Genomic DNA, 16,179 nt, shown 5'->3' with positions numbered 1-16,179 from the left:
TGGCGCAAGCCATCTGCTCACAGCGGACTGGTCGTGAGCGGCGGTTGCTCCAGGAGGTGGACCCGGGCGGTGCCGATGTCGAAGTAGAGGCCCACCAGTTGCAGACGCCCCGCGCGGACGAGCCGGTCCACCTGCGGATAGGTCCGCAGGTTGTCCAGTTGCTGGATCACGTTGAGCCTGCACAGGCGATCTAGCGGTCCGTCGTCGGCGCCGTCGCTCTCGGTGGCGACGAACCGGGCCAGGCTGTGGTTGCCATGGCGTAGCCAGCGACCCAGCGTGGGCAGGCTCGACGTCTTCTCGCCGCCGCTCAGCAACGCGGCCATGGCTCCGCAGCCGGAGTGGCCGCAGACCGTGATGGTGCGGATGTTGAGCGCGCCCGTCGCGTACTCGATCGCCGCCGCCACCGAGTCGTCCGCCGGAGCCGAGCCCAGGCGCGGCACCAGGTTGCCGATGTTGCGGAGGGTGAACAGGTCGCCGGGGCCGCTCGCGGTGATCAGGTTCGGCACGACCCTGGAGTCCGCGCAGGTGATGAAGAGGTGGGAGGGCTCCTGCTTGCGGGCCATCGCGTGCAGGAACGGACGGACCAACGGAGCCGTACGGCGGTGGAACTCCCGCGCTCCGGCGAGCAGGTCCGGCACGGCGGGGCTGCTCTCGGCGGGCGTGTGCTGGGTCGGGACCAGAGGGGGCGTGGGCGCGGGCCGCCCCCGGCGCCGGTGTGCCCAGGGCAGCCACCAGCGCTCCGGGGCGCGCGGTGGGGTCTTGGCCGGAAACATCCGGTGGCCGCTGGCGGCCATCGAATACCACTCGTCGTGGATCTCGTCGATGTCCACGGTGCCGCCACCGCGTTCGTGATCGTGCCGCCAGGCGTGAATGGCCTCGAAGGCCGCGTTGTCCATGAAGTCGATGTTCAGGTCCAGCTCCACCGCGGCCCCGGCCGGGACGGCACGCAGCTCCGAGGTGAGCCTCGGCACGCCCAGGAAGGTCAGCGAGCCGCCGATCAGCACGTGCCAGCGGCCGTCAGGCTCGGGCCTGGCCCGTACGGTGACCCAGGTGAGACGGCGCAGCGCCGACAGGGCGGCGAGGCCGAGGCCGATCAGCACGCCCTCGGCGAGGCCGATCAGCACGACCCCCGCCATGGTGGTGAGATAGACCGGCACCTCGCCGTGGCCCCGCAGGTTGCGCAGATGCCCCATGTTGATCATCTGAACGCCGATGAAGACCAGCAGGGCGGCCAGCGCCTCCATCGGAACCAGCCTGACCGTCCAGCCCAGCAGGAGCGCGAGCACCAGGATCCACACGCCGTGCAGGACCGCCGACCAGCGGCTGCGCGCCCCGGCCCGGACGTTCGTGGTGCTGCGGACGATGACCCCGGCGACGGGCAGGCCGCCCAGCGCGCCGGTCACCATGTTGGCCACGCCCTGCGCGGTGAGCTCCCTGTCGAGGTCGGACCGCCTGCCGTCGTGGAGCTTGTCGGTGGCCACCGCGCACAGGAGCGACTCCACCCCGGCCAGCAGGGCCACCAGCATCACCGCCGCGGCGATCCCGTGCCAGTCACCTCGCGGCCAGACCGGCATCGCCCACTGGCCCAGGCTCTTGGAGAGGTCGACCCGGGTGATGTCCCAGCCGAGCACTCCGGCGGTCACCGAGGCGACGAGCAGGGCGGCCAGCGGCGCCGGTACGATCCGCAGACCCCGCAGACCTCGCGGCAGCCGGGTCCAGCTGACCAGGACCGCGATGGTGAGCAGGCCGACGAAGACCGCGTGACTGTGGTTGTCGGCGATCTGCTGGGGCAGTTCGATCAGGTTCTCGATCGCGGAGCCCTGCGGGCTGCCGCCGAGCACCACGTGCAACTGGGAGAGCGCGATCACCGCGCCGACCCCGGCGAGCATGCCGTGCACCACGGCGGGGGAGACCGCCAGCGCCGCGCGGGCGACTCGGAACAGTCCCAGGAGGAGCTGCAGGGCGCCCGCGAGAAAGACGATCATGCAGGTGGCCCGCCAGCCGTACGTCGCGACCAGCTCGGCGACCACCAGAGACAGGCCGGCGGCGGGGCCGCTCACCTGGACGGCCGAGCCGCCCAGGGAACCCGCCACCACACCGCCCACCACGGCGGAGATCAGCCCCGCCGCCAGCGGGGCTCCCGAGGCCACCGCGATGCCCAGTGAGAGGGGCACGGCGACCAGGAAGACCACCAAGGAGGCGGGCAGGTCGTGCCTCAGCACGGACGCGACGCGACTCCAGGTGGTCGTGACATCACTCAACGTGTCTGCCCTCATGAGGCAGACCTTATGCTGTGGCGCCCTCTTCGGTTAAGCGCTTATCGGAGCGCTTTGCAGAGCGCGGGAAAAATCAACGGTAATAGTCGGGATAGTCCGGCTCCTGTGCCCGATGGTTGCCCCGGGATCCGGGGCCGCCCTGCCGGTCGGGCGCGGCGGTGGCTCCAGTGGAACCGGTGCCGTAGAGGTCGTCGTAGCTCGGCCAGTTCGCACCGGAGCCGTCGGTGCCACCGGGAGTGGGCTCCGGCCAGGCGGCGGGCGACGCCGGGGTGGCGCGCGGGTGGGGCTCGTAGCCGTAGCCGCCGCCCTGCCCGGATCCCTGCCGCGGATCGACCGCGCGGTCGTCGTAGGAGGAGATGCTGCGGGAGGGGCCAGTCGGGGCCGAGGCCGCCGGGCTCGGGCCGGTGAGCGCGTCGTCGTCGATGGTGGCCCAGCCGGAGCTGACCTCGTAGGAGGCCGCGGGAGGGGCGCTGTAGACCGGCGTCTGATACGAGTTGTAGGACGGCGCCGGGTCATCGAGGATGTCGGCGGTGTCGGCGGCCGGCCAGCCTCCGGAGCCGGGGGCGGTGGCCTGGGCCCACGGATTGTCGGAGACGGGCTTGGGCGGTTCGGGCGCGGCGCCGTAGGGGGCGGCCGGCTGGCCGGCGTTGGGCGCGGCGGGGAAGCCGCCACTGGTCGTGGGGCCCATCGGAGGCATCGGGGGGAGCGGACCGGTGCCGTTGTCCGGGCCGAGCGGCCCGCCGGTCGCCCCGAGGACGGGCATCGAGCCGCTGGAGGTCGCCGCGCCCCTGCCGCGCGAGTAAGGGCCGCCCAGTGGATCGCTCAACGGGTCGGGCCGGGAAGGGCCGCTGTTTCCCGGAGTCGGACCGCCCGGCGCGCCACTGCCGGACGCGCCGCTTCCCGAGGTGGAGTTGCGGCTGCTCCTGCGGGAGCTGGAGCGCGGGGTACGGCTCTCGCCGAAGGCGCCGGGCGCGGGGGCCGCGAAGGTGACGGTCTTCTGCTCGGCGAGCGCGGCGCTCGTGGGAGCGGGGTTCGGCTGCACGGGCCCGACCAGGTCGGCGAGACCCGACGGCAGTGAGGCCGAAGCGGCCGGGGAGGCGGCGGTGGGGGAGGGCGCGGGCCGGGGCGCGGGAGTCCTGTTGGGCAGCGGCGCCTGCATGGTCACCGCGTCGGCGTCGACCCGAGGGGACGGAGCTCTGCCGGGCAGCGGCGCCTGCACGGTCATCGCGTCGGCGTCGACCCGGGGTGCGTCGTCGACGGGACGGCTGGCGCCCATCCGAGCTGCCAAGGACCCTCCGAAACCGCCCTCGTCAGCCTGGAGCCGCGTCCAGTAGTCATCGTCGTAGTCGTCGGCCTGGCCGAACTCGTTCACGCCCCGCTTGCCGCGCGAGCTCGCCGGGCGCGGCTGGCGCGGTGGCTTGGGCTCGTCGAACGGGGTGAGATCAGGGGAGAAATGGTTCATCTTCGGCTCGCGCGTGGCGAAGTCGTCGATGGACGTGGCAGGCGTCTGCGCCTCCTTCTCCGCCATCTCCCGCAGACGCTCCGCGGGGAGCGCGCTCTCCCTGCGGTTCATCGACCGCATTCCCAGTGCCACGACGACGAGCACGAGGAGCACGACGGCGACCAGGCTTACTACGACCGCGATCATTGCACCACCCTCAAGGCCATGGCCTTCCAGCGGCGCCGGTGAGGTCGCGCGGCCATCGACGCGACCTGCCCCCTTGCATCACCTGCGCTCGGACATTGGATCTGATTGTGTCGGACCACTATGAGCGTTGTCACACCCTAAGTGAAGAATCGGTAACCATTACTACCTCCGGTGTTTGACCTATCACTCGATGTGCGCCGTGGTGAGGCGTCCCCAGGCGATCGTCTTCTCCGCGATGCTCTTCAAGGTCTTGTCGAGGGAGGCGCCCTTTTTGAGATCGACCTTGCCGTTGAGTGCGTAGACGGTGAAACGATAGTTCTCCTGGGCGCGGCACGGAGGGGCGTAGCCCACCTTGCCGCCTGTCGCGCTCCCCTCAACGGCTCCCACCGGGACGCTGCTCTCGGCCACTTCGTTGGTGCGAGGGTCGATGTCGAACACGACCCAGTTCACCTCTCCACCGGTGCGCGCGTTGTTGTCGGCCACGATGGCAACGGATTTCGTGCTGTCCGGAACCCGTGACCAGCGCAACGGCGGGTTGCCGGCCGAACCGTTGCAGGAGTAGTCCGACGGCAGGGCGGCACCGTCCCTCAGCCGGGGGCTGGAGACGCTGATCTGCTCCAGTTGCAGTCTGTCGGCCGATGCGGAGCTGCCCACCATCCCGCAGCCGGAGGATACGACGACGAACGCCGCGGCGAGTGCCGTTCCGACGGCTTGCCGCGGGCGGCGCGTAGACGTGTGCGGCTGCCCCATGCCCGATGATGCTACGCGGGTCTAGAAGATGCGCAGACCGGATCGCGAGGTTCCATGGCGCGGAAATGCTCGGGAATCGGACAGAATCGAAGGATGGAGGGGGTGAGGTTGGACACGGAAATGACCTTCGCCATCCTCGGCCCTCTGGAGGTTCACCGCGGCGGTGAGCCGATGGAGATCGCCGGGCACCGCCTGCGGACCCTCCTCGGCCTGCTGCTTCTCGACGCGGGCCGGGTCGTGCCGGTCGACCGGTTGGTCGCGGGGGTGTGGGAGGACCGTCCGCCGAACGCGGTGGGAAACGCGTTGCAGGCCCTGATCTCCCGGCTGCGCGGCGCGCTGGCCGATCGTCGTGGATTGGTGGAGGCCGGCGCGGCCGGTTACCGGCTGGCCGTCGACCCGGACCTGGTGGACGCCCACCGGTTCGCCCGGCTGACCGCCGAAGGCCGCGCGGCCCTCGCGGCGGGCGCCCTGGGCGACGCCGCGGCCACGCTCCGCTCCGCGCTCGCCCTGTGGCGCGGGCCGGCCCTGGCCGACCTGGCGGGCAACGACGCCGTCGCCGCCGCGATCACCAGGTTCGACACCCTCCGCCTGGCGGCCGTCGAGGACCGCGTCGAGGCCGACCTGCTGCTCGGCCGGCGGGCCGAAGCACTCGCCGAGTTGCCCGCGCTGATCACCGCCCATCCGCTGCGCGAGCGGTTGCGCGGCCAGCTCATGCGGGCTCTGTACGCCTCGGGCCGCCAGGTCGAGGCCCTGGCCTGTTACGAGGAGGCCCGCCAGGTCTTCGCCGACGAGCTCGGCGCGAACCCCTCACCCGAGCTGGCCGGTCTCCACCTGTCCATGCTGCGCCGCGAATGGGTCGAGAACGGTCCGCTGATTCCGCCGCCCGCCGCCGGCGCCCCGCGGCGCCCCTGGCCGGCCGTAAGCCGTACAAAGCCCGTGGAGCCCGTGGAGCCCGTAGAGCCCGTGGGGTCCGCCGCGGACGGCACGGGGCTCCTGGGGTCCGCCGCGGACGGCACAGGGCCCCTGGGGCCCGGGCAGGCCTCGCCGCGGGGCAACCTGCCGGCCCGACTCACCAGCTTCGTCGGCAGGGAACACGATGTGGCGCGCACGGCCGAGCTCCTCGCCGGTCACCGGCTGGTCACCCTGCTCGGCCCCGGAGGCGCGGGTAAGACCAGGTTGTCGATCGAGTCGGCCGAGGCGGTCGCCGGCCGGATGCCCGACGGGGTGTGGCTGGTCGAGCTCGCCTCGGTCGCCGAGCCGTCCGAGGTGCCGCAGACCGTGTTCTCGGCCCTGGAGCTGCGCGACCCCTCCCCGTCCGTCCCGCCGGCCGCTCCCGGCGCGATCCCCGTGCTCGCCGCCCGTGACCCGCTGGACCGCCTCGTCTCGAGCCTGGCCGGCAAACGGCTCCTGATCATTCTGGACAACTGCGAGCACGTGGTCGAGGCGGCGGCGGCGCTCGCCGACCGGGTGCTGGCGGGCTGTCCCGGGGTGCGCATCCTGGCCACCAGCCGCGAACCGCTCGGCATCACCGGTGAGATGACCTGGCCGGTGCCGCCGCTGGATCTTCCGCCGAGAGGCGAAGACCCGGACGAGGCCCTCGGCTACCCGGCCGTACGCCTGTTCGCCGAGCGTGCCGCGGCCGTCCGCCCCGGCTACCGTCCCGGCGGCGAGGCCGCCGCGGTGGTGCGGATCTGCCGCGAGCTCGACGGCATGCCACTCGCCATCGAGCTCGCGGCCGCCCGGCTCCGCTCGCTGTCCGCCGAGCAGATCGCGCACCGGCTCGACGACCGCTTCCGCCTGCTGACCGGCGGCAGCCGTACGGCACTGCCGCGCCACCAGACGCTTCGCGCGGTGGTGGAGTGGAGCTGGGAGCTGCTGGATGAGCAGGAGCGGCTGCTGGCCCGGCGTCTGTCCGTCTTCGCCGGAGGCGCCGCCCTCGACTGCGCCGAGGTGGTCTGCTCGGGGCACGGCCTGGAGCGGGCCGACGTGCTCGACGTCCTGGCCCGGCTGGTGGACAAATCCCTGGTGGAGGCCCACACCCACGACACCGCCGTCCGCTACCGGATGCTGGAGACCATCCGTGCCTACGCCGCCGAGCGGCTGGCGGAGTCGGGCGAGCAGGGCCGCGTGCGGCTGGCCCACGCGGTGTTCTTCACCGAGCTGGCCGAGAGATCCGACCCCGGCCTCCGCGGCGCCGGGCAGCTCACCGTCGTCGCCGAGATGGCCGCCGAGCACGACAACCTGTCGGCCGCGCTGCGCTGGAGCGCCGAGACGGCCCGGTCCGACCTGGCGTTGCGACTGGCCGGCGCCCTGGGATGGTACTGGTGGTTGCGCGGCTACCGGGCCGAGGGCGCCCACCGCGCGCGCGAGGCGCTCAGGCTGGCGGGCGACGACGCCGACCCCGCCTTGCTCGTGCTGGCCCGAGCCTCCTACGGAACCAACGCGGTCAGCGCCGGGATCGAGCCCGACACGGCGCGGGCCGAGCTCGCCGCGGTGGTACGGCTGGCAGATGAGGAGCTGACCCGGCCCTGGCACCCCCTGGTCGTGATGGCGGGTCCGGTCATCGCGCTGTTCACGGGTCCGCCGTCCATGGACGACGAGCGGTATCTCGACGAGATGTTCGCCCACCCCGACCCGTGGGTGGTCGCCTCGGCGCGGCTGTTTCGGGGGTTCTGGCACCTGTTCGTGGGCCGTGTCCCCCAGGGCAGGGCCGAGATGTCGGCCGCCCTGCGTGATTTCCGGGAGGTCGGGGACCGCTGGGGCATCGCCACCGTGCTCGCCTCCCTCGCGGACCTGGACTTCCTCCACGGCGAGCCCGAACGAGCGCTGAAGAAGGTCCGCGAGGCCCTCGCCCTGATGGAGGAGCTCGGCGCGGTCGAGGAGGTCGCCTACGTGCGCAGCCGTCTGGCGTTGGGGCTCAACCTCGCGGGAGACCGGGCGGCGGCCGAGCGGATCCTGGAGGAGACCCTGCACGGTGTCATCCGGAGCGGGGACCGGGGCGCTGCGGCGAGCATGTTCAGCGCCCGGGGAGACTTCGCCCGCGAGGGCGGCAAGCTCGACGAGGCCAGGCACTACTACGCCGAGGCCATACGCGTGATCGACGAGATGCCCAGCGCCCCGCTGCAGATCCGGGCCTCCGTCAACGCGGCGCTGGGGCTGCTGGCGGAGCAGGAGGGCGATCTGGTCCGCTGCCGGCGGCTGCTCGGCACCGCGCTGGAGCAGGTGGCCGAGACTGCGGAGGTGGGCGTGCTCGGCCTCGTACTGATCGGTTCCGCCGGGCTGGTGCTGGCCGAGGGCGCCCCGGCCGCCGCGGCCATGCTCCTCGGCGGGGCCGCGACGGTCCGGGGCATCGAGGCGGTGGTCGACTTCGATCATGTGCGGATCACCGAGCGCACGATGGCCGCGCTCGGCGGGGAGGAATACTCCCGATGCTACGAGCGCGGCCGTCTGCTGTCCCGTGAGGAGGTCATCGCCCTCGCGGGTTAGGGAAGACCGGCCCTACTCGCCGTTCAGCTCCCGATAGGGCTTGCGCAGGACGTCGACGAGGGGGATGTGCCGCACCTTGACCGGCGGCGGCTCCAGGAGCCGCAGCAGCAGGTCCGCCGGGGCCACCGCGACGTCCGGCCGCGGCCGGAGCCGGTTGAGCGAGACGGCGGGGGAGTAGAAGGTGGCCGGACGCTCGCCGAACGGCACGTCCGCCGCGGCGCTCGCGGCCGTGTCCCCTCCACCGGGTGGCACGTCCGCCGGGTCTTCTGTCATGTGCTCTCCTTCACCGGCCGGCGAGGTCCTGTCGTCGTCGCGGGCCATGTCAGCTCACCGCCCCGGGGCCGAGCCGGAACAGCTCCCGTAGTCGCTCGGTGGACAGGTTCGCGATCCAGTCCTCGCCGGTGCCCACCACTCTCTCGGCGAGCGCCTTTTTCCGCTCGATCATCTCGTCGATCCGCTCCTCCAGGGTGTCCACGCAGATGAACTTCCTGACCTGGACGTTCTTCGTCTGGCCGATCCGAAAGGCCCGGTCGGTCGCCTGGTTCTCCACCGCGGGGTTCCACCACCGGTCCACATGGATCACGTGGTTGGCGGCGGTGAGGTTGAGACCGGTCCCGGCCGCCTTCAGCGACAGCAGGAACAGCATCGGCTCGTCATCGCCCTGGAACCGCTCCACCAGCTCCTCGCGCCTGTTCTTGGACAGCCCGCCGTGCAACCACAGCACCGGCCGGTCGAGATGGGCCGCCAGGTAGGGCTGGAGGATGGAGCCGAACTCGGCGTACTGGGTGAACACCAGGGCTTTGTCACCCTCTTCGACGATCTCCTCGGCCAGCTCCTCCAGACGGGCCAGCTTTCCCGAGCGGCCGGCCAGTTGCGAGCCGTCCTTGAGCAGGTGCGCGGGGTGGTTGCAGATCTGTTTCAGCCGGGTCATGGTGGCCAGCACGTTGCCCCGCCGCTCGATGCCCTCAGAACTGTCGATCTTGTCGAGCATGTCGTTCGCCACGGCCTTGTACAGCTCCGCCTGCTCCCGGGTGAGCGTGCACCAGACCTTCATCTCCAGCTTCTCCGGCAGGTCGGAGATGATCGACCGGTCGGTCTTGAGCCGCCGCAGCACGAACGGGCCGGTGGCCCGCTTCAGCGCTCCGGTGGCGTTCTCGTCGCCTCGTGCCTCGATCGGCTCCTGGTAGCGCTTGCGGAAACGCATGGCCGGGCCGAGCAGCCCGGGATTGCAGAACTCCATGATCGACCAGAGCTCGGCGAGGTGGTTCTCCACCGGGGTGCCGGTCAGCGCCAGCCGGGTGCGAGCCGGAATCGACCGCACCGCCCGGGACTGCTGCGCCGCGCTGTTCTTGATCGCCTGCGCCTCGTCGCAGACCACCCTGCCCCACTCCAGCGCCGCCAGCGCCCCCAGGTCCCGCAGCGCCGTGCCGTAGGTGGTCAGGACCAGGTCGGCCTCTCGCACGGCCGTGGCCAGATCCTCGTCCCGCCGGCGCGCACCGCCGTGGTGGACGTAGACCCGCAGCGAGGGGGCGAACTTGGCCGCCTCCTTCTGCCAGTTGCCGACCAGCGACATCGGGCACACCAGCAGCGTCGGCCGGCGCGTGCCGCTCTCGCGCTCCCGCAGCAGCAGGGAGAGGGTGGAGACGGTCTTGCCCAGCCCCATGTCGTCGGCGAGGATGCCGCCCAGACCCAGTTCCGACAGCAGGCTCAGCCAGGACAGGCCGCGTTCCTGGTAGGGGCGGAGCGTCCCCTGCAGAGCCCGCGGCGCGCCGACGGGGGCCAGCCGGTGCTCGGCCTCTCCGGAGAGAAGGTCGCCGAGGGGCCCGTCGGCGTCCACCGCGACCAGCGGCAGCTCCTCGTCGCCACCGTCGGCGACGAGGCGGATCACCTCGCCCACGGTCATCTCGCCGGCGCCCCGCTGCTCGACGACCTTCAGCGCGGCCTTGACCTGCTGGTCGTCCAGCTCGATCCACTGTCCCTTGACCTGGACCAGGGGGATCTTGAGCCCGGCCAGCCCGGCCAGCTCCTCCCCGCTGATCGCGTGGTCGCCGACGGCCACGTCCAGCCGGAAGCCCACCCGCCGGTCGAGGTCGAAGCCCTCGCCGCCGTCGGCCGTACGCGTCGTCAGCTTCAGGCCCAGTCCCTGGCGTCCCGCCCAGGCCGGCAGCCGCACGCCGTAACCTGCGGCCCTGAGCATGGGCGCGCCGTTGCGCAGGAAGGAGTAGGCCCAGGCCGTCTCCACCGTCATGCCGGACGGTTCGGGGTCGCGCAGCGCACTGTAGAGGTCGGGGTGGAGGCGGACGGCCCGGCCCAGGTCGGCGCGGAGAACCTCCAGCGGCCGTTCCGGCAGCCAGGGGGCCGTCGCCCCGGCCCTGATCCGGTCGGCGGACAGGTATCCGGCCGGGTCGCCGATCTCGGCGCCGGACGCGGCGGAGGAGCCCCCGGGGCCGTTCGAGGCATCACCGGGGGCGAGCCCGAACTCCACCTTCCAGGACGCGTCCTGCCCGGCGGGCTCGATGAGCCGAAAGCAGGCCCGGACCGGCCCGTCCAGCTCGTGCGCCGAGGCGAACCATCCGTCGAGGGCGCCGGACAGGGCCGCCACCTCGGCGGGCCTGGCACCGGGAATCCCGGCGTCCTGACCGGTCAGCGCGTACAGCCAGTGGTCCGGCAGGGGCGCCTTCGGGCCCGGTCGTGCGCCGAGGAGGAGGCGGTCGGGCAGCGACAGCCGTGCCGCGCCGTCCACCAGTCCGTTCAACGCCTCGCGCAGCACCTCCGCCGACGGGCGTTCTTCCGGTACGGCCCTGCAGACCGGAGGCATCGCGGCGGCGAGATCGTGGAGCGTCGCCGGGTCGGCACCGGTGAGCACGGGCCGCCATCGAGCCGCGTGGCCCGCCGGCGGCCCGGCCTCGACGACGAGCAGGGGCAGGATCCGGCCGCGCCGCACCAGGGCGCGCGCGTGCTCGGCGACCACGGCGAAATAGCGGAGGGAGAGGCCGGGACTCCACTCCCGCTCCGCCTCGCCCGCCCGCCCGTCCCCGCCGTCGAGGCCGGACAGGCCCGCCGCCGTGTCCGGTCCGGGCAGGCAGGCGAGCAGGCGGAGCGCGGCGGCCGGGGGGAGCAGCAGCGCGGGGACGCGCCAGGCGGAGATCTTCGGGCTCCGCGCCGAGCTCGTCAGCCCGGATTCGGGGGAGGGCAGCGGACCCCGGGCCGAACCGGGGAGCAGGATGGTCAGCTCGCGCTCCTCGGCTCCTGCCGGGGCTCCCGTCGCGGACGCCGCGAGGACGGTCCCGTCCGGGGTGCGGCCGTCGGCCCGGGCCTGCGCGGAGGTGGTCCCGTCCTGGGCGTCGCCCGACGCGAAGGCCCCCGGGGAAGCCATCCCGTTCGAGGCCTGGACCGAGGCCAGGGCCGCGCCCAGAACGGCCGCGGAGGCCGCGAACGGATGGGGACGGGACACGGCACGAGAGGCGGGGACGGGGGGCCGGGCGGTGTCCTCCGCCCAGACCCCCAGCCGCCCGTCCACCCATGCTCCATGGACCACCAGCACGCAACCACCTCACCTTTCGTCAGCACGTTCTCGCGACGGACCGGCCGCCGCCTTGGATCTTCGAGTCCCGGACCCGTCAGGTCCGGCCGCGGAAGGCGCGGATCGCCAGCGGGGCGAAGACCACCGCCAGCGCGACCGCCCAGAGCAACGAGGCGATCGTAGGTCCGGCGACCTCGCCGCCGATCAGCAGCCCCCGGACGGCGTCGGCCAGCTGCGTCACCGGGTTGACGTCCACCCACACCTGCAGCCAGCCGGGCATCGTGTCGGTCGGCACGAACGCGTTGCTGGTGAACGTCAGCGGCATCATCAGCGAGAACGCGAAGATCTGTACCTTCTCCGGATCCTTCGCCTTCAGCCCGATGAGCACCGACATCCAGGACATCGCCAGTGCGAAGGCCAGCAGCAGGGCCACCGCACCAAGCACGCCGGTCACCCCGGTCTGGATCCGGAAGCCCAGGATCGTACCGATCCCGAGGAACAGCAACAGCGCCCAGAGCTGCTTGACGGTGTCGGCGACGATCCGGCCCGCCAACGGCGCGGTGCGGGCGATCGGCAGGCTGCGCAGCCGGTCGAAGACACCCTTGGTGATGTCGGTGTTGAGGCCGATCGCCGTGGTCAGCGTGGCGAACAATGCGTTCTGCACGACCAGCCCGGGCAGCGCGAACTGCAGGTATTCCTCCGTGCTCCCGGCGATGGCGCCGCCGAACACGTAGGTGAACAGCAGCAGGAACATCACCGGCTGCACGCTCAGGTCGAGCAGCTCCATCGGATTGTGCTTGATCTGCACCAGGCTGCGCCAGGTGAGCGTCATCGTCTGGCGGAACCCGGCGGACAGGCCGGCCCGCCGGGCGGGAGCCGGGACGGTCATCGTGGTCACGCGAACACCTCTTCCTTGCTGTCGGTCGGCCGGTCTTCCGCCGGGTGGCCGGTCAGGGCCAGGAACACCTCGTCGAGGCTGGACTTGCGCAGGGAGAACTCGGAGGCGACGATCCCGAGGTCGTCCAGCCGCCGCACGATCGCCGGCACCACCGCGGGATCGTGCACGGCCGCCATGACCTTCCCGCCGGACACGTCGGGATCGCCGACGACGTCGGCGACCACCTGGGAGACCAGGGTGAGATGTTCCGGCCGCAGCGGCCGGACCTCCAGGACCTGCGCCCCCGTGGTCGCCTTCAGCTCGTCGGAGGTGCCCGAAGCGATCACCCTGCCGTGGTCGAACACCACGATGTCGTCGGCCAGCTGGTCGGCCTCCTCCAGGTACTGGGTGGTCAGCAGCACCGTCACCCCGTCGGCCATCAGGTCGCGCACCACGCTCCACAGTTCCGTACGGCTACGCGGGTCGAGACCGGTGGTCGGCTCGTCGAGGAACAGCACCTGCGGCCGCCCGACCAGGCTGGCCGCCAGGTCGAGACGGCGTCGCATGCCACCCGAGTAGGTCTTGGCCGCCCGGCTCCCGGCGTGGGTCAGCTCGAAGCGCTCCAGCAGCTCGGCGGCCCTGGACCTGGCGTCGGAGCGGGAGAGATCCAGCAGACGGCCGATCATCACCAGGTTCTCCACCCCGGTGAGGGTCTCGTCGACCCCGGCGTACTGCCCGGTGAGACCGATCAGCGAGCGCACCTGGTGGGCCTGCCCCACCACGTCGAACCCGCCGACCGAGGCCGTGCCGCCGTCGGGCCGCAGCAGTGTCGCCAGGATCCGCACCGCGGTGGTCTTGCCCGCGCCGTTGGGCCCCAGCACGCCGAGCAGGCGCCCCTGCGGCACGAGAAGGTCGACCCCGTCGAGCGCGCGGGTCTCCCCGTAACGCTTCACCAGGCCTTCCGCCTGAATGGCGTATCGCATGATGTGCACCTCTCCCTAGTGATCGCGATACCAAGGGTGCCGGGTCCCGCTGACATCCCCCTGAGCGCGGGCTGAGGCCACGGGAGGCGGGCTGACAGATCGCTGACACGGCGGACCGCCCGCCGGGACCGGACCCTTTAGGCTGGCAGCGTGAGCGACGGAGCCGATGAGCACGCCGATGAGCGCAGGGACGTCACGAGCGGTGTCACGGCGGTGGACCCGGCCGGTGGGCATGGTGGCCGGCACTTCGGGCGCGACCGTGTCCGGCTGCGCGCCCCCACCAACCCCGTGTCCCGCAAGGCCGTCACGCTGTGGCTGCTGGAGCAGGCGTTCTGGGCCGTCCTCCTGGTCGGGGGATCGTTCTTCCTGGCCCGGTGGATCGACGGCGACCGATGGTCCTGGCTACCCGGCTGGGTGGTGGACGGCATCTGGTGGCTGCCGGTCCTCGTGGCGATCCTCGTCGTGCCGGCCGCGATCGTGGAGCCGTTCTGGCGCTACGCCGTGCACCGGTGGGAGCTCAGCGGCGACGTGGTCTACGCCCGCTCCGGATGGATCAGCAGGGAGTGGGCGTTCGTCCCGGTCAGCCGGATCCAGACGGTGGACAAGACCCAGGGCACGCTGGAGCGGGCGCTGGGGCTGGCCACGGTCGAGATCCGCACCGCCTCCCACGCCGGGTCGTCCACGATCAAGGGTCTCGACTACGGGGTCGCCGCCGCCCTGGCCGAGGAGCTCGCCCGGCGGGCCGAAGAGCTGAGGGACGACGCGACGTGACCGAACCTTCCGACCACCGGCGATTCGGCGGGCCACCGGACCTTCACGGAGAGGCCTCCGCCGCGGCACCCGAGGTCGCAGGGCCGGAAGAGCAGGCCGTATCACCGGCTTCGCAGGTCGGGTCAGCGGCTCCGCAGGCCGCGCCGGGGGAGACGCGGGCGCCGGACGCCGCGCCCGGCGGTCAGGCGTACGGCCCGCCGCCGGCCGGCCCACCGCTGCGGCTCAGCCCCAAGGTGCTGCTGACGGATCCGATCCGGATGCTGCCCTCGCTTCTCCTGCCGCTGGCCGGCGTCCTGTTCATCGGCGGGTTCTCGCCGGGCTCGTTCGGGTGGGCGGCGTTCGGCGTCGTCGGCTCGGTCGTCTACGCCGCCGTCCGCTGGGCCACCTTCACCTACCAGGTCGTCGGCGACCGGCTGGAGCTCACCCGGGCGCTGGTCAGCAGGTCGGTTCGGACGATCCCGCTGGAGCGGATCCGCGGCGTCGACGTCAGCAACCCGCCGCTGCACCGCATGCTGGGCATCGCCGTGCTCAGGATCGACACCGGGGCGGGCGGCGACAAGCAGGAGGGCGAGCTCGACGGGGTGACCGTCGAGGAGGCGGAACGGCTCAAGGCCGTGCTGCTCTGGCACGCTCGCGCCCGGATGGCGCGGCGCGCCCAGCCACAGGCCGCCCAGGCGGCCGGGGATCCGGGTCCGGCGGCGCCGCCGGTGTCCGGCCCGTCCGCCGAGCCCGTCACGGGCTCTGGAGCGCCTCCGGTGGCCGAGGGGCACCCGGTGGCCCGTCACGAGATCGGTGAGACGACTCCGGAGCGGGTGTTCTTCGTGGTGCCGCGCAAGTGGCTCGCCTACGGCCCCCTCTCGGGGGCCTACCTGCTGACCCCGTTCGCGCTGGTGGCCGGTGCCGCGGGTCTGCTGTTCCAATGGGGTTCTGAGCTCAAGATCGACGGACGGGTCGTGGTGAGCGCGGGGGAGTGGGTCTGGGGGCACCCCGTTTTCCTCATCGCCGCCCTGGTGCTGCTGGTGCTCGCCATGCCGGTGGTCGGCACGGTGATGTACGCCGTGTTCAACTGGGACTTCACCGTGCGAGCCAGGGAGGGTTACCTCATCGCCGAACGAGGCCTGATCACCCGCCGGAGCGTGTCGCTGGAGCGGCGCAGGGTGCGCGGGTTCGAGTTGGTCGAGGGGCCGGCCGAGCGCTGGGCGGGGTTCGCCCGGGCCTGGGCGATCGTGACCGGTCTCGGTGACTCCGAGACCCGCGGGCAGCTGATGCCCGTGGCGCCGCGCGCCGCGGTGCTCGGCGTGGTGGGCGAGGCGATCGGCCCGATCACCACCGGGCTGCGGGCCCATCCGCCGGCGGCGCGCCGCCGGCGGCTGTTCCGGGCGATCTTCCCCTGGCTGGTGGTCGCCGCCTGCGCGGCGGTGGCCGCCGTGACGTGGTCCTCGCTGTGGTGGGGACTCGCGGTCCTCGCCGCGGTCCTCGCGGTGCTGGGCGTCCCGCTCGGCCTCGACCGCTACCGCTCCCTCGGTCACGCCTACGATGGGACCCGCCTGTCGGTCCGGTCGGGATCGCTGCGCCGTTCCCAGGCCGTGGTGGAGGAGCGGGCCGTGGTCGGCTGGACCCTGCGGCAGACGTGGTTCCAACGGCGCGCCGGGCTGCTGACCGTGATCGCCGGAGTGGGCGCGGGCAGCGGCGGATACGAGGCGGTCGACGTCGGCGAGGACGAAGGCGTGGCCTTCGCGGCGGAGGTCACGCCGAGATGGCTCGCCCCGTTCGTCTCGGCCGAGCCCGCCGAACGACGATGACCTCGTCATAGACCCGTACGGCGAAGCGGGGGTGACCGGTGCTCCGGTCACCCCCGCCTGTCG

10 protein-coding genes are annotated in these 16,179 nt (G+C 72.6%); 3 read left to right on the top strand and 7 right to left on the bottom strand.

What is annotated here, in order from left to right; genetic code table 11:
- Nucleotides 1–17: 17 nt before the first annotated feature.
- The 3 genes from ACQPYK_RS35065 to ACQPYK_RS35055 all read right to left on the bottom strand — a co-directional run bounded on the left by ACQPYK_RS35065 (nucleotide 18) and on the right by ACQPYK_RS35055 (nucleotide 4,674).
- On the bottom strand, nucleotides 18–2,276 hold the full coding sequence (locus ACQPYK_RS35065; protein WP_433240766.1) for a SulP family inorganic anion transporter: 2,259 nt from the start codon (nucleotides 2,274–2,276) through the stop codon (nucleotides 18–20).
- Nucleotides 2,277–2,349: 73 nt separating this feature from the next.
- Complete coding sequence (locus ACQPYK_RS35060) at nucleotides 2,350–3,924, bottom strand: hypothetical protein (protein WP_433240763.1); 1,575 nt, start codon at nucleotides 3,922–3,924, stop codon at nucleotides 2,350–2,352.
- Between the two features lie 183 nt (nucleotides 3,925–4,107).
- On the bottom strand, nucleotides 4,108–4,674 hold the full coding sequence (locus ACQPYK_RS35055) for a YbhB/YbcL family Raf kinase inhibitor-like protein (protein WP_433240761.1): 567 nt from the start codon (nucleotides 4,672–4,674) through the stop codon (nucleotides 4,108–4,110).
- A gap of 102 nt (nucleotides 4,675–4,776) precedes the next feature.
- Here ACQPYK_RS35055 and ACQPYK_RS35050 point away from each other — a divergent pair, with 102 nt between their 5' ends.
- The gene (locus ACQPYK_RS35050) at nucleotides 4,777–8,160 is read left to right on the top strand and encodes an AfsR/SARP family transcriptional regulator (RefSeq protein ID WP_433240758.1); all 3,384 of its coding nucleotides are present in this window, start codon (nucleotides 4,777–4,779) and stop codon (nucleotides 8,158–8,160) included.
- 12 nt (nucleotides 8,161–8,172) lie between these two features.
- Here the strand turns inward: ACQPYK_RS35050 and ACQPYK_RS35045 are convergent, their stop codons facing one another.
- From ACQPYK_RS35045 to ACQPYK_RS35030, 4 genes are all read right to left on the bottom strand, one after another.
- On the bottom strand, nucleotides 8,173–8,433 hold the full coding sequence (locus ACQPYK_RS35045; protein ID WP_433240755.1) for a hypothetical protein: 261 nt from the start codon (nucleotides 8,431–8,433) through the stop codon (nucleotides 8,173–8,175).
- Nucleotides 8,434–8,482: 49 nt separating this feature from the next.
- Nucleotides 8,483–11,704, bottom strand: a complete 3,222-nt coding sequence (locus tag ACQPYK_RS35040) for an SNF2-related protein (protein ID WP_433240752.1) — start codon at nucleotides 11,702–11,704, stop codon at nucleotides 8,483–8,485.
- Nucleotides 11,705–11,780: 76 nt separating this feature from the next.
- Nucleotides 11,781–12,572 (bottom strand): ABC transporter permease, encoded by a 792-nt coding sequence (locus ACQPYK_RS35035; protein ID WP_433259016.1) that lies wholly within the window; start codon nucleotides 12,570–12,572, stop codon nucleotides 11,781–11,783.
- A 5-nt stretch (nucleotides 12,573–12,577) separates the two neighbouring features.
- Nucleotides 12,578–13,543, bottom strand: coding sequence for an ATP-binding cassette domain-containing protein (locus tag ACQPYK_RS35030; RefSeq protein WP_433240749.1), 966 nt, complete (start codon nucleotides 13,541–13,543; stop codon nucleotides 12,578–12,580).
- Nucleotides 13,544–13,693: 150 nt separating this feature from the next.
- Between ACQPYK_RS35030 and ACQPYK_RS35025 the strand changes: the two genes are divergently transcribed.
- Together ACQPYK_RS35025 and ACQPYK_RS35020 are read left to right on the top strand one after the other, a co-directional pair.
- Nucleotides 13,694–14,314, top strand: coding sequence for a PH domain-containing protein (locus tag ACQPYK_RS35025; RefSeq protein ID WP_433240746.1), 621 nt, complete (start codon nucleotides 13,694–13,696; stop codon nucleotides 14,312–14,314).
- The gene (locus tag ACQPYK_RS35020; protein WP_433240743.1) at nucleotides 14,311–16,116 is read left to right on the top strand and encodes a PH domain-containing protein; all 1,806 of its coding nucleotides are present in this window, start codon (nucleotides 14,311–14,313) and stop codon (nucleotides 16,114–16,116) included. The genes ACQPYK_RS35025 and ACQPYK_RS35020 overlap by 4 nt, the downstream gene beginning before the upstream one ends.
- Nucleotides 16,117–16,179 lie beyond the last annotated feature (63 nt).

Origin of the sequence: Streptosporangium sp. CA-135522 (assembly GCF_050949235.1) — a bacterium.
Classification (GTDB): Bacteria; Actinomycetota; Actinomycetes; order Streptosporangiales; family Streptosporangiaceae; genus Streptosporangium.
The sequence above is the reverse complement of the archived record's forward strand: the minus strand, read 5'-3'. Positions and strand labels throughout refer to the sequence as shown.

Bases quoted from the DNA above. Each gene is read 5' to 3' on its own strand.
- ACQPYK_RS35065 (WP_433240766.1), bottom strand. From the start codon at position 2,276: ATGAGGGCAGACACGTTGAGTGATGTCACGACCACCTGGAGTCGCGTC.
- ACQPYK_RS35060 (WP_433240763.1), bottom strand. From the start codon at position 3,924: ATGATCGCGGTCGTAGTAAGCCTGGTCGCCGTCGTGCTCCTCGTGCTC.
- ACQPYK_RS35055 (WP_433240761.1), bottom strand. From the start codon at position 4,674: ATGGGGCAGCCGCACACGTCTACGCGCCGCCCGCGGCAAGCCGTCGGA.
- ACQPYK_RS35045 (WP_433240755.1), bottom strand. From the start codon at position 8,433: ATGACAGAAGACCCGGCGGACGTGCCACCCGGTGGAGGGGACACGGCC.
- ACQPYK_RS35035 (WP_433259016.1), bottom strand. From the start codon at position 12,572: ATGACCGTCCCGGCTCCCGCCCGGCGGGCCGGCCTGTCCGCCGGGTTC.
- ACQPYK_RS35030 (WP_433240749.1), bottom strand. From the start codon at position 13,543: ATGCGATACGCCATTCAGGCGGAAGGCCTGGTGAAGCGTTACGGGGAG.